Raw genomic sequence first — 25740 nt, forward strand, 5'->3', positions numbered from 1 at the left:
CAGCCATCCAGGGCGCGCTCCCGCCGACGGGGTACCTTGCTCCGCGAATGTCCCCCGCCCTTCGGGCTCCTCCTTGATTTCGCTGCGCAAGGCACCCCATCAGCGTGAGCGTTGTTCGCAACGAGCGTTCATCGGCCGCAAACCGACAGCGTGCCCTGGTGCGCAGGGCACTGGGTGCTCCCCGCAGCGAAATCAAGGAGGAGGCCGCAGGCCGGGGGACATTCGCGGAGGGGAGTACCCGGTGTCCTGTGCACACGCCCCGAACAACGACATCAAAAGAACAACAACATGAGCACCCCTTCCGAAGCCCTCGCCCCGATTGCCATCCCGCGTTCGAATCACTTCGACCGCGAACGCTGGCTCACCGGCGCCGCCGTGCTGCTCGTCGTGCTGCTGCTCGTCGTGATCGTCGCGCTCCCCGTCGGCGCGCTGGTCGGCCAGAGCTTCTACGACCGCGCGGGCAGCTTCGTCGGCCTGACCAACTTCGCGCGCTACCTCGAGAGCCCCGCGCTCGTGCAGTCGGCCTTCAACAGCGTGCTGCTCGCGGTGATCAGCGCCGTGCTGTGCACCGCCATCGCCTACGTGTACGCCTACGGCCTCACGCTCTCGTGCATGCCCGCCAAGGGCCTGCTGCGCGCCGTGGCGCTCATGCCGCTGCTCGCGCCCTCGCTGCTGCCGGCCATCAGCCTGATCTACCTGTTCGGCAACCAGGGCCTGTTCAAGGGGCTGCTGGGCGACCTGTCGATCTACGGGCCGCTGGGCATCGTGCTCGGCTCGGTGTTCTGGACGCTGCCGCATGCGCTGCTGATCCTCACCACCGCCATGGCCACGTCCGACGGGCGTTTGTATGAAGCCGCCCAGACCCTGGGCGCCTCGCGCTGGCGCATCTTCCGCACCGTCACGCTGCCCTCGTCGCGCTACGGCCTCATCGTGGCCGCGATGGTCGTGTTCGTGCTCGTCATCACCGACTTCGGCGTGCCCAAGGTCGTGGGCGGCCAGACCGGCGTGCTCGCGACCGACATCTACAAGCAGGTGGTCGGCCAGCAGAACTTCCAGATGGGCGCGGTGGTCGGCCTCGTGCTGCTGATTCCGGCCGTGCTGTCGTTCCTCGTCGAGCGGCGCGTGCGCCGCAAGCAGGCCGCGGCGCTGTCGGCGCGCGCCACGCCGTACCAGCCCGAGCCGGTGAAGTCGCGCGACCGCGCACTGCTCGTGTTCTGCACGCTCACCGCCATCGCCATCGTCGTGATGATCGGCATGGCCGTGTTCGCCTCGCTCGCCAGCTACTGGCCCTACAAGCTCACGCCTTCGCTGAAGAACTACGACTTCAGCAACATGGACGGCGGCGGCTGGGGCAGCTACGGCAACTCGCTGCGCCTGGCGCTGTGCGCGGCCGTGGCGGGCGCGTTCGCCACCTTTGTGTCGGCCTACTTCGTGGAGAAGCCGCGCCACTTCGGCCTGCTGCGCGAGCTGCTCAACCTGCTGGCCAACCTGCCGCTCGCCGTGCCGGGGCTCGTGCTCGGCGTGGGTTACATCTTCTTCTTCAACTCGGCCTCGAACCCGCTGCACGGCCTCTACGGCGGCATGGCGATCCTCGTGATCTGCACCGTGGCGCACTTCTTCTCGGTGGCGCACCTCACCTCGCTCACCGCGCTGCGCCAGCTCGACCGCGAGTACGAGCTGGTGTCCGAATCGATGGGCGTGCCGTTCTGGCGCACGCTGTGGCGCGTGCACCTGCCGGTGGCGCTGCCCACCGTGCTCAACGTGGCCGGCTACTTCTTCGTCAACGCGATGACCACCGTGTCGGCCGTCGTGTTCCTCTATTCGCCAAAGACCACGCTGGCCGCCATCGCCGTGCTCAACATGGACGATGCCGGCGACGTGGCACCCGCCGCCGCCATGGCCTCGCTCATCATGCTCACGGCCGCCGTCGGACGCGGCCTGTTCGCGCTGGCCGGGCACTGGGCGCTGAAGCGCACGCAAGCCTGGAGACAACGGTGATGAACCCCAGCATGTCTGTCGACAGCTTCGATGTGATCGTGGTCGGTGCCGGCATCGTCGGCCTGGCCCATGCCTACACCGCCGCGCAGCGCGGCCTGCGCGTGTGCGTGGTCGAGCGCGATGCCGCGTGCCTGGGCGCATCGATCCGCAACTTCGGCTTCATCACCGTCACCGGCCAGGCGCCGGGCGACATGTGGCGCCGCGCCATGCATTCGCGCGACGTGTGGCAGGCCGTCGCGCCGCAGGCCGGCATCGACATCGTGCACCGCCACCTCTGGCTCGCGGCCTACCGCCCCGAGGCGCATGCCGTGCTCGAAGCCTTCCTGCGCACGCCGATGGCCGAGGCCTGCGCGCTCATCGACGCCGTGGACGCGCAGGAGCGCGCGCCCGGCCTCAACCTCGCGCAGGCGCGCTCGGTGCTGTTCAGCCCGCACGAGCTGCGCGTCGAATCGCGCACCGCCGTCGGCCTGCTCGCGCGCTGGCTGGCCGAGGTGCACGGCGTGGTGTTCCGCTTCGGCGAAACCGTGCACGAGGTCGAAACCCCGCGCGTGCGCACCTCGCGCGGCACCTTGCGCGGCGAGCGCGTGGTGGTCTGCACCAACACCGAGCTGCACGGCCTGTTCGCCGGCCGCATCGCCGCGCACGACCTCAGGCTGTGCCGCCTGCAGATGCTGCGCGTGCAGCCCGAGGCGGGCTTTCGGCTGCAGGGCGCGGTCATGACCGACCTGAGCCTGGTGCGCTACGAGGGCTACAGCAGCTTGCCCGAAGCGGCGGCGCTGCGCGAGCGGCTGATGCAGGAAGAGCGTGCTTCGCTCGAGCACGGCATCCACCTCATCGTGGTGCAGAGCGCCGACGGCTCGCTGGTGGTCGGCGACTCGCACCACTACGGCGACGCACCCGAACCCTTCGCCATCGAAGCGGTCGACCAGCTCATCCTGCGCCACCTGCGCAGCACGCTCAACCTCGAGACCGCGCAGGTCACCGAGCGCTGGACCGGCGTGTACCCGTCGTCCAAGACCACGCCCTGCGTGATCGACGCGCCCGACGACGCCACGCGCGTGGTGCTGGTCACCAGCGGCAGCGGCGCGAGCACCGGCTTCGGCATTGCCGCCGACGTGTTCGACGCGTGGTGAGCGCCGCCACCTTCCTGACCTTTCCTCCCTTTTCGCCATGAACGCCCACCACCATTCCAAGCTGCAAGCCGTCGTCTTCGACTGGGCCGGCACCATCCTCGACTTCGGTTCCTGCGCGCCGATGGGCGCCTTCGTGAAGCTGTTCGAACAGTTCGGCATCGGCATCACCATCGACGAAGCACGCGCCCCGATGGGCATGGCCAAGTGGGACCACATCAAGGCCCTGGGCACGCAGCCGCGCATCGCCGCGCAGTGGGAGGCGAAGCACGGGCATGCCTTCAGCGACGCCGACGTCGACCGCCTGTACGAGGTGTTCACGCCCATGAACGCAGCCAGCGTGCGCGACCACACCGACTTCATTCCGGGCGCCCTCGAGGCCGTCAACGCGGCGCGCGAACGCGGCCTGAAGATCGGCTCCACCACCGGCTACAACCGCCCGATCATGGAGGTCGTCACGCCGCTCGCGGCGGCCGGCGGCTACGAGCCCGACAACCTCGTGTGCGCGGGCGACCTTGCGGCAGGGCGCCCGTCGCCGCTCATGATGTACCGCTGCTTCGCCGACCTCGGCGTGTGGCCGCCGCACACCGTCGTCAAGGTCGACGACACCGGCGTGGGCCTGCAGGAAGGCCTCAACGCCGGCACCTGGGCCGTCGGCGTGTCGGTCAGCGGCAACGTCAACGGCCTGACGCTGGCCGAGTGGCAGGCGCTCGACGCCGACAGCCAGCAGGCCCGCCGCGCCCGCGCCACCGCCGAGCTGCAAGCCGCCGGCGCGCACTACGTGATCGACAGCGTGGCCGACCTGCCGAACGTGCTGGAAGACATCGAACGCCGCCTGCAGGCCGGCGAGCGGCCGGAAGTCCTCTTGCGCTGAAGCAGAAAGCTCGCTTCACCGACGGTGGCTGGCGCTGCCGTCCGACTTGACGCGCCACTTCGCGGGCTTAGCATGCGCCGCATGCGAAGCACAGCCTTTGTTCTTCTGCTCTGTCTCGGCCTGCTGACTGCGGCCTGCGACGGCAAGCGCAAGCCCGGCACTCCGATGCCGAAGGCCTTCTTGTCGTCAAGTGTCGTGGTGATGATGGCGCCTGCGCCGTGCGTGGGCTGAGGCTGCCGGGGCGTTCAGCGCACCGGCCGCGGCGAACGTCTCAGGACGGGACGTACGCCAGCACTTCATCGCCCGCTGCATCGAATTCGCCCGTGGGCTTCCAGCCCAGGTGCCGGTAGAACCCGTGCGAGCGCACCTGCGGATCGGGCGAGCAGCCCAGGAAGAGCCGCTGGAAGCCCAGCCCTTTGAGCTCCTCGACCATCAGCGCGAGCAGCGCCTTGCCGATGCCCTGGCCTTCGTACGCAGGCAGCAGCGCCAGCACGCCGATCTCGCCGGTGTCCCGCTCGCCGAAGCAGTAACCGGCCAGCACGCCATCGACGAGGGCCACGTAGCCGGGCAGGGTGCCGTCGGCGATGCCGGCTTGCCAGCTTTCCAATGTGATGCCGATCGCTCTCAGGTCTTCGACCGAGAAGGCGTTCTCTCGCGTGCGGCCTCGCAGGTCGAGGCACGCGGGCGTGTCTTCGGGAATGGCTTGTCTGTAGGTAATTGGCATGCGTCGGATGCTCGAGGGCGCACGCAGCAGGCGGCGCGGCCTTCCGCGAGAATGCCACACGACGTGCGCCACCCGATGCACGCGTGGAGACAAGAAGAATGAAGACGACCCAAGCGACAACCATCGTCCACCAGCCCGACTCGCGCTACGCCATGGTGCGCCTGGCGCTCACGCTGCTGGTCATGACGGTCGGCAGCAGCGGCATGTACGTGGTGTCGGTCATGCTGCCCGCCGTGCAGGCCGAGTTCGGCGTGGCGCGCGCCGACGCCTCCATGCCCTACACGCTGCTGATGCTGGGCTTCGGTTTCGGCGGCGTGCTCATGGGCAAGCTGGCCGACCGCATCGGCGTGATGAAGCCGCTGCTGATGGGCTCGGTCTTCCTGGCCGCCGGCTACATCGCCACGGGTCTGTCGCAAGGCATCGTGTCCTTCACCATCGCGCAGGCGCTGCTGGTCGGCCTGCTCGGCAGTTCGGTGGCCTTTGCGCCGCTGGTGGCCGACACCTCGCTGTGGTTCGTCAAGCGGCGCGGCATCGCGGTGGCGGTGTGCGCCAGCGGCAACTACCTCGCGGGCGCGGTGTGGCCGCCCATCGCGCAGCACTTCGTCGAGCAGGTGGGCTGGCGCCAGACCTACATCGGCATGGGCATCTTCTGCGGCCTGACGATGGCGCTGCTCGCGCTGTTCTTCCGCGCACGGCCGCCGGCACTGGTCGAGGCGGCGCCGGTGTCGCACGCCTCGGGCGGCAGCACGCGGGTGCGCGACATGACGCGCCCCTTCGGCCTGAGCATGGGCACGGCGCAGGGCCTGCTGTGCGTGGCGGGCGTGGCCTGCTGCGTGGCCATGGCGATGCCGCAGGTGCACATCGTGGCCTACTGCGGCGACCTGGGCTACGGCCCGGCGCAGGGCGCGATGATGCTGTCGCTGATGCTGGGCTTCGGCATCGTGAGCCGGCTGGTGTCGGGCGCCATCTGCGACCGCATCGGCGGGCTGCGCACGCTGATGCTGGGCGGCGTGCTGCAGTGCGTGGCGCTGCTGCTGTTCCTGCCCTTCGACGGGCTGGTGCCGCTGTACGTGATCTCGGCGCTGTTCGGCCTGTTCCAGGGCGGCATCGTGCCCTCGTACGCGATCATCGTGCGCGAGCACTTTCCGCCGAAGGAAGCCGGCGCACGCGTGGGCACGGTGCTGATGTTCACGCTGTTCGGCATGGCGCTGGGCGGCTGGATGTCGGGCAAGGTGTTCGACCTGACGGGCAGCTACCACGCGGCCTTCCTGAACGGCATCGGATGGAACCTGGTGAACGTGAGCATCGCGGCGTTCCTGTTGTTCAGGGTGCGCCGGATGCGGCGGGGTGGGGTGGCGGTGGCGGCCTGAGGCCGCGAAAGATCGCGCCGCCTAGCTTTCGCACCACGTGATCGATTCGGGCCGCGCGCCGTTGCGGTCGCGGAAATCGACGAGGGCCTGGTGGCACTGTGCAAGATCGATGCACCACGCGCGCGGGTACTCGTCGACCTGTCCGTTGCCCAGCGTGAAGGCTTCCACGCCCGGCCGGTGCGTGTCGCCCGACGACCTGAAGCCGCTGTCGCCCGGCTCCCGCAGGTACATGAGCCATGCGCTCTCGCCGTTGCGCAGCATGCACATCGAAGGGCCGTCCGGCACGCAGACCCACAACTCGAACCGGGACGTCGACCGGACCAGGTCCAGTGCCAAGGCCCATGCGCCCGGCGACGCGAGGTCGAGGGAGCGGTCGTCGAGGGTCATCTGAATCACGTGCGTCATCTCGCGGGGGCGCCTCGGGGCAGGCGCTTCATCGGTGTCCTGCCTCGCTGCGGGAGGCGGCCCCGCGCATTGTGACCCGCCCGCGCGCACCACTCGCCCACCCGGTACGTAGTTCCCCTCGCGCCCGCGTCAGATTCCGATCAGCTTGCGAAAAGAGCATCGATCCGTCCGGAACTTCCCTCCGGGCGGAGACACGCCCGCGCCCGTTCCGCCGGTCGCGGGCGCATTCGAATCACAACATTACGTGAGCGTATGAATGAAAAATAGAAACCTTGTCAGAGGTCTGTTCCTCATGGCGATCGCGCTGGGCTTCGGCCTGACCGCGCTGAGCTATCCCATCGGCGACTTCAGCCGGGCGGGGCCGGGCCTGTTCCCCGTGATGGTGAGCAGCCTGCTGCTGCTGATCGGCGTGGCCACGGTGGTCCGGTCGTTCGTGGTGGCGCCGGTGGCGCTGAACCTGAACTTCAAGAACATCGGCCTCATCCTGTCGAGCCTGTGCGGGTTCGCGCTGATCTCGATGTACGTGAACATGATCGCGGGCATCGTCTTCATGGTGTTCTGTTCGGCCTTCGCGGGCAGCTCCAACTCGTGGGTGCGCAACGTGAAGATCTCGGCGGGCCTGATCGCCATGGCGCTGGCGCTGCAGAAGCTGCTCGGCCTGAACCTGCCGCTTTTCTGAGGTCACGACCATGACGGAAGTTTTGAACAACCTGGCGTTCGGTTTCTCGCACGCCCTGACACTCCACAACCTGATGTACTGCGCCATCGGCTGCACGGTGGGCACGCTGGTCGGCCTGCTGCCGGGCCTGGGCCCGCTGGCCACCATCAGCCTGCTGCTGCCGCTGACGTACTCGATTCCCACCACCGGCGCGCTCATCATGCTGGCCGGCATCTACTACGGTGCGCAGTACGGCGACAGCGTGAGCGCGATCACGATGAAGATCCCGCACGCCAGCAGCATCGTGGCCTGCATCGACGGCTACGCGATGACGCTCAAGGGCCAGACAGGGCTGGCGCTGTTCACGGCCGGCTTCTCCAGCTTCATCGGCGGCACGGTGGCGATCCTGGTGCTGTCGTTCCTGGCGCCGACGCTGGGCGAGGTGGCCTTCCTGTTCGGCCCGGCGGACTACGTCGCGATGATGCTGGTGGGCTTCGTGTGCGTGAGCTTCGTGACCACGGGCAGCCTGCTGAACGGGCTGGCGATGTGCATGATCGGCGTGCTGCTGGGCACCATCGGCACCGACGTGAACAGCGGCATGGCGCGCTTCACGATGGACATGCCGTTCCTGACCGACGGCGTGGGCATCGTGAGCATTGCGCTGGGCTGCTTCGGCATCGCCGAGATCACCAAGAACCTCGACTCGCGCGAGGAGCGCTCGCCCTTCAACGGCAAGATCAACCTCATTCCGACCTGGGCGGAGTTCAAGCGGATCATTCCGAGCGCGCTGCGCGGCAGCGTGGTCGGCTCCATCCTGGGCATCCTGCCCGGCGGCGGCCCGACCATTGCGCAGTTCGCGGCGTACGCGCTGGACAAGAAGGTCAGCAAGTACAAGCACGAGATCGGCACCGGCTGCATCGAAGGCGTGGCCGGCCAGGCCGCAGCCGACGAAGCGGCGGCGCGCACGAGCTTCATTCCGCTCATGAGCATCGGCATTCCCGAGAACGCGGTCATGGCGCTGATGCTGGCGGCCTTCATCATCAAGGGCATCCAGCCGGGCCCGAACATGATCGCCAGCCACCCCGAGCTGTTCTGGGGCCTGGTGGCCAGCATGTGGATCGGCAACGTGTTCCTGCTGGTGCTGAACGTGCCGCTGGTGCGTTACTGGCTCTCGGTGTTCAAGATCCCGTACAGCGTGCTGTTCCCGTCGATTTTGTTCTTCTGCTGCATCGGCACCTACAGCGTGAACAACAACCTGCAGGACGTGTTCATCACCGCCGCGTTCGGCTTCATGGGCTACATGTTCATGCGGCTGGAGCTCGATGCCGCGCCGCTCATGCTGGGCTTCATCCTCGGGCCGATGCTCGAGGAGAACTTCCGCCGCGCGATGTTGCTCAGCCGCGGCAGCTTCGGCACCTTCGTCTCGCGGCCCATCAGCGGCACGCTGCTGGGGCTGATCGCGGTCTTCGTGCTGTGGCAGCTGGTGGCGTTCGTGCTGCAGGCGCGCAAGAAGAACGGGGCGCCGGCGCCGGTGGCGCTGGAACCGCAAGAGTAGGTCGACATGAACGAACAACGCCCGCCCCTTCGGCGGGCGTTGTCGTTTCAGCTCGCTTCGGCCACCAGCCGCCCCAGCGTCTGCAGCGCCTGCTCGCTGTGCGCGTCCCACGCGTGGCCGTAGTTCAGCCGCAGGCAGTTGGCGAACGCACGCGTGGCCGAGAAGATCGGCCCGGGCGCGACGCTGATGCCGCGCTCCAGCGCCAGGCGATGGATCTCCAGCGCATCCACCTGCGCCGGCAATTCGACCCACAGGAAGTACCCGCCCAGCGGCCGCGTGGCGCGCGTGCCCGCCGGAAAGTAATGACCCACGGCCTGCGCGAAGCTGGCCTGCTGCATCGCCAGCGTCTGGCGCAGCTTGCGCAGGTGCTTGTCGAAGCCGCCCTTCTCGAGGTAGTCGGCCAGCGCCAGCTGCGCGGGCACCGAGGTGCTGAGCGTGGTCGTGAGCTTCTGGCGCGCCACCTTGCGCGCGAAGCGCCCGGCCGAGGCCCAGCCGATGCGGTAGCCGGGTGCGAGGCTCTTCGAGAACGACGAGCAGTGCAGCACCAGCCCCTGCGTGTCGAAGGCCTTGGCCGGCGGCGGGCGGCGCTCGCCGAAGTAGAGCTCGGCGTACACGTCGTCCTCGATCAGCGGCAGTTCGTGGCGCGCGAGCAGTTCGACCAGCGCCTTCTTCTTCGCGTCGGGCATCAGGCTGCCCAGCGGGTTCTGGAAGGTGGTCATGAGCCAGCAGGCGGTCGGCTTGTGCGCGGCGATGGCCTGCGCCAGCGCGTCGAGGTCGATGCCTTCGCCCGGGTGCGTCGGCACCTCGATGGCGCGCAGGCCCATGCGTTCGAGCGCCTGCAGCGCGGCATAGAAGGTGGGCGACTCGACGATCACCGCGTCGCCCGGCCGCGTCACGGCCGAGAGGCACAGGTTGAGCGCTTCGAGCGCGCCGTTGGTGACCACGATCTCCTCGGCCGGCACGGGCAGGCCGTCGGCCAGGTAGCGCAGCGCGATCTGCCGGCGCAGGGCGGCGCTGCCGGGCGTGAGGTCGTCCACGGTGCGCCAGGGGTCGAGCGCCTTGGCGCTGGCCGCCATGAACTGGCCCAGCCGCGCCAGCGGAAACAGCAGCGGGCTCGGGAAGGCCGAGCCGAAGGGCACGACCTGGCGCGACATGCTGGCTTCGAGGATGTCGAACACCTGGTCGCTCACCTCGAGCGCGCGCGGGCCTTCGGCGGGGCGCGAGGTCAGGGTGGTCTCGGGCGGCGCGTCGCGCAGGCCGCCGCCGGCCACGTAATAGCCCGAGCGGTCGCGCGCGCGCACCAGCCCGCGCGCCTCCAGCAGGTAGTAGGCTTGGAACACGGTGGAGGCGCTCACGCCGCGGCTGCTGCCCGTGTGGCGCACGGAGGGCAGGCGGTCGCCGGTCTTGAGGGTGCCGTTGCGGATCGAGGCCTCGATGTCCGAGGCCAGGGCTTCATAACGCTTCATCGGTGGGCCGTTGTCATTCGCGGGGACTCTAATCTGATATGGTGAATCGAGCTGGATCTGCATCTGTTTTTTTTGACCCGTTTGCGCGACAGTGGACCCATGTTCAATCTGATGCGCGCGGTGCGCGCCGTACTCTGGAGCTTCATCGGGCTGGGTGGTCGCCGGGCCGACGCCGACAAGCGGACCGCCCAACTGGGCATCCTGCCGCTGATCGGCGTGGGGCTGTGCATGGCCCTGCTGCTGATCGCGGGCCTGCTGGCCCTGGCGCATTTCGCGGCAGGCACGTGATGAAGGCCGTGCTCCACCGGGCAGCGCTGGCCCTGGCGCTGCTGTGGCCGCTTGCGCCCATCGCCGCGCAAGCTGCCACTACCACCGTGCCCGACACCATCGAGCAGCGCGTGGCCGCCTGCATCGCCTGCCACGGGCGCGAGGGCGCCACCACCAACGCCGGCTTCTTCCCGCGCCTGGCGGGCAAGCCGGCGGGCTACCTGTTCAACCAGCTCGTGAGTTTTCGCGACGGGCGCCGCTTCAACAGCGACATGACCTACATGGTCCAGCACCTGTCGGACGACTACCTGCGCGAGATGGCCGAGTACTTCGCCAACCTGGCGCTGCCGTACGCGGCGATCTCGCCGCAGAGCGACGCTTCGCCCGAGCAGCTGCGCCGTGGCCGCCAGCTGGCGCTCGAAGGCGATGCCGCGCGCCAGATCCCGGCCTGCGTGCAGTGCCACGGCGCGGCGCTCACGGGCGTGCAGCCGGCCATTCCGGGCCTGCTGGGCCTGCCGCGGCTGTACGTGTCGTCGCAGCTCGGCGCCTGGCTCACCAAGGAGCGCCACGCGCCCGCGCCCGACTGCATGGCGCAGATCGGCCAGCGCATGACCACCGCCGACATCAACGCCGTGGCCAGCTGGCTGGCCGTGCAGCCGATGCCGGCCGACACCCGCCCGGCGGCCTCGCTGCCCGCGCCGCTGCCCGTGACCTGCGGCGGCATGCCCACCGCGGCGAAACCCTGAGAACCCGATGACCGCGCGACTGAGACATTTCGGCTGGGCCCTGCTGGGCCTGGTCACCCTGGCGGCCGTGCTGGCCGGCGTCGTGCTGGCGCTGAACCTGCGCGGCGAAGACCCGCTGCCCGAACACGCTGAAGCCTTCGAGGCCACGCCGCAGCTGGTCGAGCGCGGGCGCTACCTTGCGCTGGCGGGCAACTGCGCCGGCTGCCACACCACGCGCGGCGGCCAGCCCTATGCGGGCGGCGTGCCGCTCGAAACGCCGTTCGGCACCATCTACGCGACCAACCTCACGCCCGATGCGACGCACGGCATCGGCGGCTGGAGCAGCGCGCATTTCTGGCGCGCCATGCACAACGGCCGCAGCAAGGACGGGCGCCTGCTGTACCCGGCCTTCCCATACCCGAACTTCACGCAGGTCACGCGCGAAGACTCCGACGCCCTGTACGCCTACCTGCGCAGCGTGGCGCCGGCCGACACGGAAAACCAGGCGCACCGCCTGCGCTTCCCGTACGACACGCAGGCCGCGCTCGCGGTGTGGCGCGCGCTCTCGTTCAAGCCGCAGCCCTTCGTGGTCAACGCGAACAAGCCGGCCGAATGGAACCGTGGCGCCTACCTCGTGGGCGGGCTGGGCCACTGCATCGCCTGCCACGGCAGCCGCAACTCGCTGGGCGCGACCGAAACCAAGCTCGGGCTGTCGGGCGGCCTGATCGCGGTGGAGAACTGGTACGCACCCTCGCTGGCCGATCCGCACGAAGCGGGCGTGGCCGACTGGCCCGCGGCCGACGTCGTGGCGCTGCTCAAGAGCGGCACCGCCCCGCGCGGCTCGGTGATGGGCCCGATGGCCGACGTCGTGTTCCGCAGCACGCAGTACCTGAGCGACGCCGACCTGGGCGCGATGGCCATCTACCTGAAGGACCTGCCCGAGGCTGTGAAGAAGGACGCCCCCGAAGCAACCAAGGCCCCCGCCGCGCCGGTGCGGCGCGATGCCGGCACGATGGTGCGTGGCGCCAAAATTTACGACCAGCGCTGCGCCTACTGCCACGGCGACCAGGGCCAGGGCGCGGCCGGCGCCTACCCGCCGCTCGCGGGCAACCGCGCGGTGACGATGGCGCGGCCCACCAACCTGATCCAGGTGGTCGCGCACGGCGGCTTCCTGCCCGCGACGGCCGGCAACCCGCGCCCCTACGGCATGCCGCCGTTCGGGCACGCGCTCGACGCCACCGAGGTGGCCGAGGTGCTCACCTACATCCGCGGGTCGTGGGGCAACAACGCCGCGCCCGTCACGCAGCTGGACACGATGCGTCGCTGAGCGGCGCCCGCTTCAGATGTTCGTGCTCGAAGGAATGCGGCTCGGCAGCAGGTGCTCGTAGGGCCGCGCACGCGCAGTGTTGCGCTGGCAGATGGTGGCTTCGATGCCAACCAGCGCGGTGCGAAAGCGCTCCAGCGGCCCGCCGGGCCCGGCAATCGCCGGGTCGAGCAGCACCGGCAGGTGCGGGAACGCGTTGTCCTTGTACTCGCCCAGCGGCCGGTAGTACACGCCGCCCAGGATGTGGAACAGCAGGATCTGCTCCTGCGCCGCCAGCCGTGACGGCAGCATCTGCGACCAGCTTGCTTCGCTCTGCCCCGCGCTGCCCGTCGGCGCCGGCACGCCGGCCGCGCCTGCGCTGAAGGGCGCATAGGTCATCACCGAATACTGCGGGAAGTTCACGGCCGCATGCTGCGCGCTGGCGTTGAAGATGATCGCGGTCAGCACGTCGGCCAGTTGCGCGCGCGTGGTGATCGGCCGGAAGCCGTGCACCTTGCCGCTGGTCGCGAGCTCGGTGGCCCAGGCCTTGAGTTCGTAGTCACCGGTCACGTCGGCGTCGCTCAGGTAGTAGGTGCCGACGTAGTCGCCCACCCACTGCGCGATGGCGTTCCACACCAGCAGCGCATCGTCGCGGTAGGGGTAGTCGGGCAGTGCCGCGGCGTCGTCCACGCCGCGCGTGCGCAGGTCGTTGGGCAGCATCATGCGGTCGTAGAAGTCGTAGGCCAGCCGGTCGCGCCCGCACTGCTGCTGCAGCGTCTCGATGGGCGCGGCCAGGATCACGTCGCCCGTGGTCAGCGGCGCCATGATGATCAGCGTCGCGAACTCGTTGATGAACATCGCGCCCTCCAGGTGCGGCGACAGCAGCCGGCTCAGCGGGTGCGCGGTCGCGAGCTGGCGCTGCGTGGCCATCGCGAAGGCCTCCGACATCAGGTGCGTGCGGCCCAGGTGCACGAACATCTCGTGGTAGTTGAAGTCGGCCACCTGCACGGCGGTCTTGGCCGATTGCCAGGCCCAGTAGGCGCCGGCGTCGGCCGTGTCGTCCACGCGCAGGAAGATCGGGTTGAGCGTCGGGTCCTGCCCGCACTGGATGGCCACCGGCACCAGCGAGCGGCCGGTCTTCGGCCGCGCGAACAAGGCAATGGGCGCATGGATGTAGGCCGTGCCCGTGAGCGGCTTGCTCACCGGGCCCGCCGGCGCCATGTCGCCCAGGCCTTCGTAGTCCAGCAGGTAGAGCCGGCCCGAGGCGGCGGCGTCGGCCAGGCTGTCGCCGGCGCCCATCACCTGGCGGTACTGCGTGTCGCCCAGCGGGAACTTGGTGGGCAGCGCGGTCGCGCGCTGGAGCAGCATCGGGTTGGGCCCGGCCACGCGCATCGCCGCGAACAGGTCGTTGTCGTGCAGCAGCTGCGCGATGGCGGGCTTCTCGATGGTGACGAACAGCGCGTCGTACTGCGCCACCGTCTTCGGTCCGTTCAGCGCGCCCAGCGGGCCTTGCGACAGCAGGTCGTGGTGGATCTGCCTGAGCTGCGTGGCGATGTCGCCCGCCGTGCCCGTGAGCGTGCCCAGCAGGTTCAGCACCGCGGCCGGCAGCGTGGCCAGCCCGCCGTTGGCGGCCAGCAGCTGCTCGAAGCTGGCCTGCAGGCCGGCCAGGCGTGTGCGCAGGGTGTCGAGCGACTGCAGGCTGCCCGAGGCCAGCGCGCTGGTGGCGAACGAGGCCGCGAAGTTGGTGACGGCCTCCAGCGCCTTGGCGATGGTCTTGAGCTGGTGCTCCAGCGCCGGCAGCTCGGTCGGTGGCACCACCGCGCCCATCGGCACGCCGGCCAGGTTGATGTGCGATTCGGTCCAGAGGTAGGCCGACTGCCGCCCCAGCAACTCGAGCCGCCGCAGGGTGGCGCTGATCGGGTCGATCTTCTGCGGCAACGTGGGCCTGGGCACAGGCAGGGCCGCCGAGGCGGTGGAGGTCTTGCCGGCCAGCAGGCCCAGGCCGCCCGCCGAGGCGGACCATTTGAGGATGTCTCTGCGCTTCATCGGAAATTTCCCTGTCGTTATGCATCTGGGGAAGGCCGACGGGGGTGTCCCGCCACGAAATAGAACGCTCGTTCTATTTGGTGGGCGGATTCTGCGGAGGGGCTCTGGCGTTGGCAATGAGGGTTGCTGCCTACCTCGAAGGTGCACATCCGGCGGGGCCGGAATGGGGTCAGGTCGTGGTCAGGCTGTGTGCGGATGGCGCGCCGATTCGTACAGCGTGCGCGCCAGGTCGCGGTGCGTGGCCAGCAGCGGCGCCAGCTCGAAGCCCGTGAAGCGCCCGTCGCGGATGCGGACCACGCCGTCGATCACGCTCAGCGCGGCCGTCACCGGCGTGCAGAACACCAGCGCCGCCACCGGGTCGTGCCAGGCGCCCGCGTGGTCCACGCCGCGCATGTCGAAGGCCACGAGGTCGGCCGACATGCCCGGCGCCAGCGCGCCGATGTCGTCGCGCCCGAGCACGCGGGCTCCGCCGAGCGTGGCGATCTCCAGCGCCTCGCGCGCGGTCATGGCGGCGGGGCCGTAGCCCACGCGCTGCAGCAGCATGGCCTGGCGCGCTTCGCCCAGCATGTGCGCGCCGTCGTTCGATGCGCTGCCGTCCACGCCCAGGCCCACGGGCACGCCCGCGCGCCGCATCGCGCCGATGGGCGCGATGCCCGAGGCCAGCCGCATGTTCGAGCACGGGCAGTGCGCCACGCCGGTGCCGGTGCGCCCGAAGAGCGCGATGCCGGCGTCGTCCAGCTTCACGCAGTGCGCGTGCCACACGTCGTGGCCCACCCAGCCGAGGTCTTCGGCGTACTCGGCCGGCGTCATGCCGAACTTCTCGCGCGAGTAGGCGACGTCGTTGTCGTTCTCGGCCAGGTGCGTGTGCAGCGACACGCCGCGTTCGCGCGCCAGCTCGGCCGACAGCCGCATCAGGTCGCGCGACACCGAGAAGGGCGAGCAGGGCGCCAGCACGATGCGGCGCATCGAATGGCGCGCGGGGTTGTGCCAGCGGTCGATGAGGCGTTCGCTGTCGCGCAGGATCGCCGCTTCGGTCTCCACCACCTCGTCGGGCGGCAGGCCGCCGGCGCTGCGGCCCACGCTCATGCTGCCGCGCGCGGCGTGAAAGCGCATGCCCATGGCGTCGGCCGCCTCGATCGAGTCGTCGAGCCGCGAGCCGTTCGGAAACAGGTAGAGGTGGTCGCTGGTGGTGGTGCAGCCCGAGCGCATGAGCTCGGCCATCGCGGTCTGCGTCGACACGCGGATCATCTCGGGCGTGAGCCGCGCCCACAGCAGGTACAGGTTCGTGAGCCAGCCGAAGAGCTCCGCGTCCTGCGCCTCGGGCACGGCGCGCGTGAGGCTCTGGTACATGTGGTGGTGCGTGTTCACCAGCCCGGGCATCACGACATGGCCGTGCATGTCGATGGCCTCGGCCTGGCCGCTGCGCAGCGCGTCGAGGTACGCCGCCGGCAGCTCGGCCGTGGCGCCCACCCAGGCGACGGCGGGGCCGTCCATCACCACGGCGCCGTCGGCGATCTCGCGCCGCGCGGCGTCCATGGTGACGAGCACGTCGGCGTGCCGGACGATCAGCAGCGGCGGGCGCTGCGGTGAAGAGGATGAAGGGTTCTGGAAGGTCATTCGGTACCGTGCGAAGTGCGCGCCGCCATCGCGAAGGAGCGTTCCTTCGACAGCACGCCGTTGTAGAAAAGATTGAGCAGCACCGCGGCCAGCGTGCCCAGCACGATGCCGCTGTGCGTCAGCGGATGGGTCCAGGCGGGAAAGTGCTGGAAGAAGTTGGGCGACAGCGTGGGGATCAATCCGAGCCCGATCGAAATGGCGATCACGTACAGCGCATGGCGGTTCTGCGCATAGTCGATCGCGCCCAGGATGCGCACGCCCGTGGCCGCCACCATGCCGAACATCACGATGCCCGCGCCGCCGAGCACGAACTGCGGCACCGAGGCCACGATGTGCGCGATCTTCGGAAAGAGCGCCAGCGCGATCAGCATCAGGCCACCGCCCGCCGCCACGTAGCGCGAGCGCACGCCCGTCACCGTGACCAGCCCCACGTTCTGCGAGAACGAGGTGTACGGAAAGGTGTTGAACACACCGCCGATGACGGTGCCCAGCCCGTCGGCGCGCAGCCCGCGCGTGAGCGCGTCGGTCGTCACCTTGCGGCCGGTGATCTCGCCCAGCGCGAGGAACATGCCGGTCGATTCGACCAGCGTGATGAGCATCACGATGCACATCGAGGCGATGGCCGTGAGTTCGAAACGCGGCAGGCCGAAGTGGAAGGGCGTGGTCACGGCCATCCAGCTGGCTTCCTCGAGCCCGTCGAAGTGCATGCGCCCGAGCGCCAGCGACAGGCCCACGCCGAACACGATGCCCAGCAGCACGGCGATGTTGGCGATGAGGCCCTTGCCGAAGCGCGTGATCGCGATGATCACCGCCAGCACGGCCGCGGCAATCGCCAGGTTCACCGGTTCGCCGTAGGCCGGGTTGGCCACCGCATGCGCCACGCCGTCGACCATGCGGGTCGCGGTGGGCTGGCCGCCCGCGGCCCAGTTGATGGCCACGCCCATGAGCGACACGCCGATCAGCGTGATGACCGTGCCCGTGACCAGGGGCGGAAACACGCCCAGCACGCGCCCCATGAGCGGCGCGACCAGCATGCCGAACACGCCCGCCACGATGGTTGCGCCGTAGATCGCGGGCAGCCCGAGCGAGGGGTCCATGCCGATGGCGATCATCGGCCCGACGGCGGCGAAGGTCACGCCCATCATCACCGGCATGCGGATGCCGAAACGCCAGAAGCCGATGGCCTGCACCAGCGTGGCAATGCCGGCGGCGAACAGGTCGGCGTTGATGAGGAAGGCGATGTCGGCCTTCGAGAGGCCGAGCGCACCGCCCACGATGAGCGGCACGGCGACCGTGCCCGCGTACATCACGAGCACGTGCTGCAGGCTCAATGCGCTGCAACGGGCGAGCGGAAGCTTCTGGTCGACCCCTTCGCCGTCTCCTGCGGGGGGCTTTTTATCGTTCGAGAACATGGGAACCTTTCCTGCCGATGAACCGGCGCGGCAGTCTAGGAGCGATGTCTTTGCCCATGCAAAGTCAATAAATGACGCGCCCTGTGCACAAAAAGTGGACGGTCATTCAGAAGGGAATCTCAGGGTGCCAGCAGGTCGTCCAGGCAGGCGACGACATGGTTCGCGAACAGCTCGGCCGCGGCGCTCGGCGCCTGCGCGGCGCGGGTCTCGAGCGTGAGCGTCTGCGCGCGCAGCGTGGGGTCGCGCAGCGGCACGAAGACGAGCGTGCCGTCGTTGCGCTCCTCGTCCACGTCCAGGCGATTGAGCAGTGTGATGCCGCCGCCGTCGCGCACCAGCCGGCGCATCAGCGCGGTGGACGTGGTCTCGACCACTGGCGACACGTGGATGGCCGAGCGCTCGAACGCGGCATCAAGGATCGGGCGGATCGACAGCGAGGGCGCGGGCAGGATCAGCGGGTAGCCCACGCACTCGGCCAGCAGCGCGGTCGCATGCGCCGTGAGCGGATGGCCCGGCGGCACCACCGCGCCGATCGGCCACTCGCTGCTGAACAGCGTGCGAAAGCCGGCCGTGCCGGGCACGTCGTAGGCCAGCGCCAGGTCGGCATCGCCTTCGGCCACGCTGCGCAGCACGGCCGCGATGGGCAGGCCCAGCAGCTTCAGCTGGATGCCCGGGTGCGCCGCGCGAAAGCGCTGCACCACGGCCGGCAGGAAGGCGTCGGCCAGGCCGGCCGTGGTGGCCAGCGTGACCTCGCCCTGGCGCAGGCCGCGCACGTCCTCGATGCGCTGGCGCACGAGGTCGAACTCGCGCAGCGTGCCGCGCGCGTGCGCCAGCACGATCTCGCCCACGGGCGTGAGCTTGAGCGTGTTGTGGATGCGCTCGAACAGCGGTGCGCCCAGTTCTTCCTCGAGGTTGAGGATCTGGCGGTTGACGGCCGTGGGCACCACGTGCAGCTGCTCGGCCGCCTTGCGGATCGAGCCCGCGCGAACCACCTCGACGAAGTACCGGATGACCTTGGCGTGCATGAATTCCCCCGCGCCGCTGGCGGGCGCGGGGGGATCATGCCTACGTCTTCAGAGGTCGGGCAAGCCCATGGCCGGATCGCTGACTGTGTGCTTGCCGGTTTCCACGCGGCCGGCGAAGCGGCGGTAGAAGGCCGGGTCGCTGTCGCAGGTGACGGCGAAGTCGTACCACTGGCCGCTGGCGGCGAGTTCCCAATGCTGCTCGGCCTGGGCCCCGCCGTTCACCGTCGCGTTCCACGGGCCGTCGTCGCGGTAGGCCTTGGCGCGCACCGTGAACTTGCACGGAGCCTTGCCGTCGTTGCGCATCTGCAGGTAGACGTTGCCGTTGGCGATGTCGTAGCAGACACGCACCTCGGGCGCGGCCACGCCGCCCGCGCGCAGGCGGTTGAGGTCGCCCTTGAAGTGGCGGTGGTAGCCGTTGGGGCCGAGCACCCACAGGTCGTAGAAGCCGCTGTTGTCGATCGCCGCGGTCCAGCTGTCGTCGAGTGTCTTGCCAGGCTCGACCATGTAGCGGCGCGGCAGGCGGTCGAGGTTGAGCTTGTCGTACACATGGAACACGGCGGCGGCCTTGCCGGTGTTCGAGAAGATCAGCTTCACGGTGCCGGTGAGGGTGTCGGCCCTGGCGCTCGTGTGCAGCTCGTAGGGCAGGGCACGCGACGGCCGCGTGCCGGTGGCCTGGCGCGGCAGCTGCGGATCGGTCGGCAGCGGCACCAGCGGCAGCGCCTGCTGGTCGTTGCGCACCTTGTCGGCAGCGGTTCGGCTCAACTTGCCTGCGAGTTGGGGCGGGGCCTCGGTGTTCGGCGTGGCGAAGTTGAAGGCGCTCGTGAGGTCGCCGCACACCGCACGACGGAACGGCGAGATGTTGGGCTCCTTCACGCCGAAGCGCGTTTCGAGGAAACGCAGCACCGAGGTGTGGTCGAAGGCCTGCGAGCTGACCCAGCCGCCGCGGCTCCAGGGCGAGATCACGTACAGCGGCACGCGCGGGCCGGGGCCGAACACGCGGTTGTCGGGCTTCGGCTGCGAGGTGCTGCCGTCGGGTGCCGGCTGCGTGAAGTACTCGGCCTTCAGGTCGTCGGCGGCGAGCGTGGTCTTGCCGGCCGGCGTCTTGTCGGGATTGAGCGAAGGCGCCGAGGGCGAGGGCATGTGGTCGAAGTAGCCGTCGTTCTCGTCGAAGTTCACCAGCAGCACGGTCTTGCTCCACACCTCGGGCACGGCGGTGAGCGCATCGAGGATTTCCTGGAGGAACCACGCGCCCTGCACCGGGCTGGACGGCCCCGGGTGCTCGCAATAGGCGGAGGGCGCGTTGATCCAGCTCACCTGCGGCAGGCGGCCGGCCTTGATGTCGCGCCGGAACGCGTCCAGGTAGTCCTCGGGCTTGTCGCCGGGCAGCGTGTTGGCGATGCCCTTGTACAGCGGGTTGCCCGGGTTGTCGCTGGCCGCGTCGTAGGCGTGGAAGGGGAGCGTCTGGCCGGTGTTGGAAAACGGCGCCTTGTAGTAGCCGCTGGTCACCGGGTAGGGCGACGCGCGGTTGGCGCGGCGGAACTGGCGGAACGCGCCCAGCATGTTGTCGCCCCATTCGTCGGGCATGTTCTGGTAGCAGATCCAGCTCACGCCCGCGTCTTCGAGGCGCTCGGCGTAGGTCTTCCACGTGTAGCCGGTGTCGACCTTGCTGGGGGTGGCGTCCAGCCAGTCCCACTCGTTGCTGACGAAGGCCACGTTCTGCGCGGTCGGGCCGTTGGTGCCGGTGATGTGGAACGAACGGTTCGCGTCGGTGCCGGTGTGCATCGCGCAGTGGTACGCGTCGCACAGCGTGAAGGCATCGGCCAGCGCGAACTGGAACGGGATCTCGGCCTGCTTGTGGTAGCCCATGGCCTTGGGCGTCTTGTAGCGCGCCCATTCGTTCATGCGGCCGCCGCCCCAGGCCTGCTGGCTGTCGTCCCAGTCGTGCGGCGTGCCGCCGTCGCGCTGCGCGTTGCCCTTGCGGCTGTCGAAGTGGTACGGCAGCACCACGTTGCCGTTGGCATCGCTTTGCTGCCAGACGTTGAGGCCCTTGGGCAGCGGAATGGGGAAGCGGTCGCCGAAGCCACGCACGCCGGCCAGCGTGCCGAAGTAGTGGTCGAACGAACGGTTCTCCTGCATCAGGATCACGACGTGCTCGACGTCCTTGATCGTGCCGGTCTTGTTGTTGGCGGGAATGGCCAGGGCGCGTCGGATGCTCGGCGGAAAGGCCGAGAGTGCGAGCGCGGCGGCACCGGTGGTGGCGGTGCCGGTGAGGAAGTTGCGGCGGGAGGTCATGGTGTCACCTTGGCCTCAGGCGGCGGCCGTGCCCATGGCCGGGTCGCTCACCGAGTGCCGGCCGGTTTCCACGCGGCCCGCGAAGCGGCGGTAATAGCTGGTGTCGGCGTCGCAGGTCACTTCGAAGTCGTACCAGGCGCCGCTGGCGGCCAGGTCCCAGTGCTGCTCGGCCGAGGTGCCGCCGGCCACGGTTGCGGTCCACGGGCCGTCGGTGCGGTAGGCCCGGGGGCGCACGGTGAACTTGCAGGCGTTGCGTCCGCCGTTGAGCATCTGCAGGTAGACGTTGCCGTTGGCGATGTCGTAGCACACGCGCACTTCGGGGTTGGGTGCATCGCCGGCGCGCAGGCTGTTCAGGTCGCCGCGGAAATGGCGGTGGAAGCCGTTGGGGCCGAGCACCCACAGGTCGTAGAAGCCCGTGTTGTCGAGCATCGCGTTCCAGGTGTCGTCCAGCGTCTTGCCGGCCTCGACCATGTAGCGGCGCGGCAGGCGTTCCAGGTTCAGCTTGTCGTACACGTGGAACACGGCGGCGGCCTTGCCGGTGTTGGCGAACAGCAACCGCACCTTGCCGCTGGTGGCGTCGTTGCGCGCGCTCACGTGCAGTTCGTAGGGCAGGGCGCGCGAAGGGCGCGTGCCGGCGGCCTGGCGCGGCAGCTGCGGCGTGGCGGGCATCGGGACCTGCGCCTGGGCTTCCTGCGCCGCGCGCTTGTCGTTCGCCTGCGTGCGACTCGTGCGGCCGGCCAGCGTCGGCAGCACTTCGTTGTTGGGCGTGGCGAAGTTGAAGGCGCTCGTCAGGTCGCCGCACACCGCGCGACGGAACGGCGAGATGTTCGGCTCCTTCACGCCGAAGCGCGCCTCGATGAAGCGGATCACCGAGGTGTGGTCGAAGGCCTGCGAGTTGACCCAGCCGCCGCGGCTCCAGGGCGAGATCACGTACATCGGCACGCGCACGCCGGGGCCGTACACGCGGCCGTCGGGCGCGGGTTGGCGGGTGGTGCCCGGCGGCTTGGGGTGCGTGAAGCGCTCGAAGGCAATGTCGGCTTCGGGCAGCGTCGTCTTGCCCGCGGCCGAGCCGTCGGGGTTGAGCGAAGGCGCAGCCGGCGACGGGTAGTGGTCGAAGTAGCCGTCGTTCTCGTCGAAGTTGATGATCAGCACGGTCTTGCTCCACACCTCCGGCACGGCGGTGAGGGCATCGAGCGTTTCCTGGATGTACCAGCCGCCTTCCACCGGGCTCGACGGTCCGGGGTGCTCCGAGTAGGTGGCGGGCGCGATGATCCACGACACCTGCGGCAGCTTGCCGTTCTTCACGTCGTTGCGGAAGGTGTTCAGGTACTCGTCCACGTTGGCGCCGGGCATGGTGTTGGCGATGCCCTTGTACAGCGGGTTGCCGACGTCGTCGCTGGCCGGGTCGTAGGCCGGCACCGGGCCGGTGTTCTTGATCGGCTTGCCCGAGGCTTCGCTGGCCTGGCGGTACTGCTTGAAGCCGACCAGCGGGTTGTCGCCGAAGTTGTCGCGCATGTTTTCATACACGATCCAGCTGACGCCGGCGGCCTGCAGGCGCTCGGGGAAGGTCTTCCACTCGTAGCCGGTGGTCGAGGGCGGCGTGTAGCTGTCGTCCCACTCGTTGGTGACCGAGGCCACGTTCGCACCCGTGGGGCCGTTGGTGCCGGTCCAGTGGAACATGCGGTTCGAGTTGGTGCCCGTGTGCATGCTGCAGTGGTAGCCGTCGCACAGCGTGAAGGCGTTGGCCAGCGCGAACTGGTACGGCAGCTCGGCCTGCTCGAGGTAGCCCATGGCCTGGGTGTACGGCGCGGTGCCGGTCTTCTTGTACCTGACCCACTGGTAGGCGCGGCCGCCGTCCCAGGCGTTCTGGCCGTCGTTCCAGTCGTGCGGCGTGCCGGCGACGCGCTGTGCGTTGCCCTTGGTCTGGTCCAGGTGGTAGGGCAGCACGGGCGCGCCCGTTTCGTCGGCCTGCTGCCACACGTTGCGTCCGCCCGGCAGCGGAATGGTGAAGCGGTCGCCGAAACCGCGCACGCCCATGAGCGTGCCGAAGTAGTGGTCGAACGAGCGGTTTTCCTGCATCAGGATGACGATGTGCTCCACGTCCTTGATGGTGCCGGTCTTGTTGTTGGCCGGAATGGCCAGCGCGCGGCGGATGCTCGGCGGGAAGGCCGAGAGGGCGAGGGCGGCCGCGCCGGTGGTGGCGGTGCCCGTGAGGAATTTGCGGCGTGAATTCATGGTCTTGTCGTGGGATGTCATGACGTCGCGGGTCACGGTGCGCAGCGCATCTCGGGCTTCACGCCGGGCTCGGGTTGGGGCTGCGGTGGCGGCGTGATGATGGGCGGAATGCCGCCACCGCCGTTGTCGCTGCCGCCGCAGGCGGACAGCGTGCAGGCCAGGAGGAAGGCGGCCAGCAGGCGCGCGGGGAGGGAAGCTTGATGCAGCATGGGGTGATCCTCTCTTTGTGATGTCGTGGAGATCGGGGTGATCGGAGTAATCAGGGCGCCAGTGCCGACAGCGGCTGGCCCGAGGTGTAGATGGCCGTGAGCTCTTCGGCGGTGAGTGCGCGGTTCCAGATCGCGAAGTCGTTGAAGTCCATCGCGCCGCGCGGCGAAGCCGACCAGCGCTGGTAGTACAGGCCGGTGGCGTCTTCGTTCAGGGCGATGCCCTTGCCCAGGCCGCCGAGCGCGGCGACCAGCGCATTCGAGAGCGCGACGCTGCCGGTCTGCGTGCCCTTCACGGGGTCGAACACGTAGCCGCTCATGTTCTTGCCGGCCTTGTCGACGACCATCGCCACGTAAGCCCAGCGGCCCGCGCTCAGGAAGTGCTTGCCCTTGATCTCGCCGCGGCCGCTGCCGGTGCCGGTGTTGAAGCGCAGCTCGCAGTTGCTGAACAGGCCGAGGGCCAGGCCGGCGTTGTCGCCGGTGTCGTAGTTCTTGTTGGCGATGACCGAGGCGCCGTTGCTCACGCCCTGGCTGCAGGTGGCGTCGGTGCGCAGCCAGAAGCCGAAGGTGAAGGCGGCCACGGCGGGTGCCGTGGTCACGTCGCGCGTCTGCAGCAGCTTGTAGCCGGCGATGCCGCTCGCGTTCTTGATGCGGCTGTCCACGCGCAGCGCCTGCACGCGGTAGGGCGGCAGGAAGTTGTCGTCGGCCACGAGCGAGCCGCCGTCGGCATCCGCGGCCATGGGCACGAGCGTGGCGGTGGCGTTGAGGTCCAGCGCGGGCAGTGCGTCGAGCGGGAACAGATTGACCAGGCCCACCTTCACGTAGGCGATCTGCGCGGAGACCGAGACATTGGCGCCGCCGGCGGCCACCGTGTACTGGAACGCGTAGAGGCCGTCGGCCGCGGCCTTGACCGGGTCGGCGTAGCGCGTGGCGCCGGCCGGCAGCGTGGCGATGGGCTTGCCGTCGCGCAGCACCTGCACCGGGCCGCCGAGGTCGCCCGCGAGGGTCCACGAGAGTTCGATGCTGCTGCGGTCGGCGCTGGTGCGGGCCGCGAGCTGCTGCACGGCGGTGGTGGCCTGCAGGGCCTGGCCGTTGAGGTTGTAGGCCGCGGTCGCGGGCAGCGCGCCGAGGTGGCGCAGCACCGTGGGTGCGATGTCGGTCGCGGCGGCCGACTGGCGCAGCGCGGTGTCGTCGGCCGGCGAGGCGGCGCCGACGGCGGGCAGCGCGGGCAAGGTCTTGTTGCTGGCGATGAAGACGGTCTTGTTGTCGACGTCCTTCAGGCTGGTGACGCCGCCGAAGGCATCGAGGCCGTGGCCGGTCGTGAGGATCACGAGCCAGTCTTCCTTCGCATCGTTGGCCGTGCGTTGCGCGATGCGTGCGAGCAGCTGGCCGACGGCCGTGGCGGTGTCGGAGACGGCGCGCTGGTAGCTCTCGCTGCGCAGGCCGTTGGCGGCCGCGGCGGCGGGCGCGCTGTACTGCGCCACGAGCAGGTCGTAGCCCGCGCCGATGAGGCGTGTGGTGTTGGCGGTCACGCAGGCATCGGCACCGGCGCAGTCGACGGCGGTGTCGAGCGTGCCGGTTTCCGCGAGCAGCAGGTTCGGATAGAGCGTGTTGGCGGTGACCGATGCGGTGCGGTAGCCCGCGTCCTTCTTCTGCTTCGCGAAGGCGAAGACCGAGGGCGCGAGCTTGGCGTCGATGCGTTGGTCCGCGGTGTCGGCGCGCACCGCGTGGCGCGGCACCCAGGTGCCGGTCAGCAGTGTGGCCCAGCCGGGGCCGTCGGTGGCGGGCTGCTCACTGAGCGCGCCATCGGTGCCGCCGGTCCATGCGGGAGCGAGCTGCAGCGATTGCAGCGCGGCCGGCACCTTCTTCTGTGCGATGGCGTCGCGCAGGACGGCATGGGTGAGGCCGTCGATCTCGACGATCAGCGCCTTCGGGCCGCTCTTGCCTTCGTTGGGCGTGCTGCTCGGGGGCGGCGTGGGAGTGCCGCTGATGGGAGGAAAGGCAACGCCACCGCCGCCTCCACCGCCGCAGGCCGCGAGCGCGGCGGAAATCGCAAGGGGCAACAGCCAGCGCGTGAGAGGCGCGGCGTGCGTGAGGGAGTTCGGACGCATCGGAAAAGCCGTTCGGTTCTTGTTGTCTGTCGAGGGAGGTGAAAGGCCGGCGCGAAAAAAAAGTGCCACGAAGGCACTGCGCACCGGACAGGCGACAAGACTAGGGAGAACCCGTTACTCGGCAGTGAACAAGCGATGACAGTGGGACGAAACGCGTGTGACAACGCGCAGGTCTTTGAGGTTGCGAGTGACGGACGGTGGTGCGTGCACAGGACACCGGGTACTCCCCTCCGCGAATGTCCCCCGGGGCTTCGCCCCTCCTCCTTGATTTCGCTGCGGGGAGCACCCAGTGCCCTGCGCGCGAGGGCACGTTGCTGGTGTGCG

Annotated in this window: 20 protein-coding genes; 9 read left to right on the top strand and 11 right to left on the bottom strand. The window is 69.4% G+C overall.

Annotated elements, in window-relative coordinates; translation table 11 throughout:
- Positions 1 to 288: 288 nt before the first annotated feature.
- From AC3WQM_RS13865 to phnX, 3 genes are read left to right on the top strand one after another with little or no spacing between them, the layout of a single operon-like run.
- The gene (locus AC3WQM_RS13865) at positions 289 to 1998 is read left to right on the top strand and encodes a putative 2-aminoethylphosphonate ABC transporter permease subunit (protein WP_492679437.1); all 1710 of its coding nucleotides are present in this window, start codon (positions 289 to 291) and stop codon (positions 1996 to 1998) included.
- Entirely contained in the window at positions 1998 to 3131 is a 1134-nt protein-coding gene (locus AC3WQM_RS13870; RefSeq protein WP_492679439.1) for a TIGR03364 family FAD-dependent oxidoreductase, read from the top strand. The genes AC3WQM_RS13865 and AC3WQM_RS13870 overlap by 1 nt, the downstream gene beginning before the upstream one ends.
- 37 nt (positions 3132 to 3168) lie before the next feature.
- Complete coding sequence (gene phnX / locus AC3WQM_RS13875; RefSeq protein ID WP_492679441.1) at positions 3169 to 4002, top strand: phosphonoacetaldehyde hydrolase; 834 nt, start codon at positions 3169 to 3171, stop codon at positions 4000 to 4002.
- Between the two features lie 271 nt (positions 4003 to 4273).
- On the opposite strand, the gene AC3WQM_RS13880 is transcribed toward phnX, so the two are convergent.
- Entirely contained in the window at positions 4274 to 4726 is a 453-nt protein-coding gene (locus AC3WQM_RS13880; RefSeq protein WP_492679443.1) for a GNAT family N-acetyltransferase, read from the bottom strand.
- 98 nt (positions 4727 to 4824) lie between these two features.
- Between AC3WQM_RS13880 and AC3WQM_RS13885 the strand changes: the two genes are divergently transcribed.
- A complete protein-coding gene (locus AC3WQM_RS13885; protein WP_492679445.1) occupies positions 4825 to 6096 on the top strand; it encodes an MFS transporter in 1272 nt (423 codons plus the stop codon).
- Between the two features lie 21 nt (positions 6097 to 6117).
- Here AC3WQM_RS13885 and AC3WQM_RS13890 read toward each other — a convergent pair whose 3' ends face one another.
- Positions 6118 to 6501 (bottom strand): Imm1 family immunity protein, encoded by a 384-nt coding sequence (locus AC3WQM_RS13890; protein ID WP_492679447.1) that lies wholly within the window; start codon positions 6499 to 6501, stop codon positions 6118 to 6120.
- Between the two features lie 256 nt (positions 6502 to 6757).
- Between AC3WQM_RS13890 and AC3WQM_RS13895 the strand changes: the two genes are divergently transcribed.
- Together AC3WQM_RS13895 and AC3WQM_RS13900 are read left to right on the top strand one after the other, a co-directional pair.
- Positions 6758 to 7180, top strand: coding sequence for a tripartite tricarboxylate transporter TctB family protein (locus AC3WQM_RS13895; protein WP_489059118.1), 423 nt, complete (start codon positions 6758 to 6760; stop codon positions 7178 to 7180).
- Between the two features lie 10 nt (positions 7181 to 7190).
- Positions 7191 to 8714, top strand: coding sequence for a tripartite tricarboxylate transporter permease (locus AC3WQM_RS13900; protein WP_492679449.1), 1524 nt, complete (start codon positions 7191 to 7193; stop codon positions 8712 to 8714).
- Positions 8715 to 8761: 47 nt separating this feature from the next.
- On the opposite strand, the gene AC3WQM_RS13905 is transcribed toward AC3WQM_RS13900, so the two are convergent.
- A complete protein-coding gene (locus AC3WQM_RS13905; RefSeq protein WP_492679451.1) occupies positions 8762 to 10180 on the bottom strand; it encodes an aminotransferase-like domain-containing protein in 1419 nt (472 codons plus the stop codon).
- Between the two features lie 99 nt (positions 10181 to 10279).
- Between AC3WQM_RS13905 and AC3WQM_RS13910 the strand changes: the two genes are divergently transcribed.
- From AC3WQM_RS13910 to AC3WQM_RS13920, 3 genes are read left to right on the top strand one after another with little or no spacing between them, the layout of a single operon-like run.
- The gene (locus AC3WQM_RS13910; protein WP_056573062.1) at positions 10280 to 10468 is read left to right on the top strand and encodes a DUF2970 domain-containing protein; all 189 of its coding nucleotides are present in this window, start codon (positions 10280 to 10282) and stop codon (positions 10466 to 10468) included.
- On the top strand, positions 10468 to 11193 hold the full coding sequence (locus AC3WQM_RS13915) for a c-type cytochrome (protein WP_492679453.1): 726 nt from the start codon (positions 10468 to 10470) through the stop codon (positions 11191 to 11193). Before AC3WQM_RS13910 ends, AC3WQM_RS13915 begins: the two co-directional genes overlap by 1 nt.
- A 7-nt stretch (positions 11194 to 11200) precedes the next feature.
- Positions 11201 to 12499, top strand: a complete 1299-nt coding sequence (locus AC3WQM_RS13920) for a c-type cytochrome (protein WP_492679455.1) — start codon at positions 11201 to 11203, stop codon at positions 12497 to 12499.
- Positions 12500 to 12511: 12 nt separating this feature from the next.
- Here the strand turns inward: AC3WQM_RS13920 and AC3WQM_RS13925 are convergent, their stop codons facing one another.
- From AC3WQM_RS13925 to AC3WQM_RS13960, 8 genes are all read right to left on the bottom strand, one after another.
- Positions 12512 to 14521, bottom strand: coding sequence for a lipoxygenase family protein (locus tag AC3WQM_RS13925; RefSeq protein ID WP_492679457.1), 2010 nt, complete (start codon positions 14519 to 14521; stop codon positions 12512 to 12514).
- Positions 14522 to 14701: 180 nt separating this feature from the next.
- The gene (locus AC3WQM_RS13930; protein WP_492679459.1) at positions 14702 to 16138 is read right to left on the bottom strand and encodes an 8-oxoguanine deaminase; all 1437 of its coding nucleotides are present in this window, start codon (positions 16136 to 16138) and stop codon (positions 14702 to 14704) included.
- Complete coding sequence (locus tag AC3WQM_RS13935; RefSeq protein WP_492679461.1) at positions 16135 to 17550, bottom strand: nucleobase:cation symporter-2 family protein; 1416 nt, start codon at positions 17548 to 17550, stop codon at positions 16135 to 16137. The genes AC3WQM_RS13930 and AC3WQM_RS13935 overlap by 4 nt, the downstream gene beginning before the upstream one ends.
- A gap of 119 nt (positions 17551 to 17669) precedes the next feature.
- Positions 17670 to 18572, bottom strand: coding sequence for a LysR substrate-binding domain-containing protein (locus AC3WQM_RS13940; protein ID WP_492679463.1), 903 nt, complete (start codon positions 18570 to 18572; stop codon positions 17670 to 17672).
- Between the two features lie 48 nt (positions 18573 to 18620).
- Positions 18621 to 20864: a phosphocholine-specific phospholipase C gene (locus tag AC3WQM_RS13945; protein ID WP_492679465.1), complete on the bottom strand. Its 2244-nt coding sequence runs from the start codon at positions 20862 to 20864 to the stop codon at positions 18621 to 18623.
- 15 nt (positions 20865 to 20879) lie between these two features.
- Positions 20880 to 23099 (bottom strand): phosphocholine-specific phospholipase C, encoded by a 2220-nt coding sequence (locus tag AC3WQM_RS13950; RefSeq protein WP_492679467.1) that lies wholly within the window; start codon positions 23097 to 23099, stop codon positions 20880 to 20882.
- A 32-nt stretch (positions 23100 to 23131) separates the two neighbouring features.
- On the bottom strand, positions 23132 to 23308 hold the full coding sequence (locus AC3WQM_RS13955; RefSeq protein WP_492679469.1) for a hypothetical protein: 177 nt from the start codon (positions 23306 to 23308) through the stop codon (positions 23132 to 23134).
- A 50-nt stretch (positions 23309 to 23358) separates the two neighbouring features.
- Complete coding sequence (locus tag AC3WQM_RS13960; RefSeq protein WP_492679471.1) at positions 23359 to 25416, bottom strand: LamG-like jellyroll fold domain-containing protein; 2058 nt, start codon at positions 25414 to 25416, stop codon at positions 23359 to 23361.
- Positions 25417 to 25740 lie beyond the last annotated feature (324 nt).

The organism is Variovorax sp. FW301-JW7 (genome assembly GCF_058788795.1).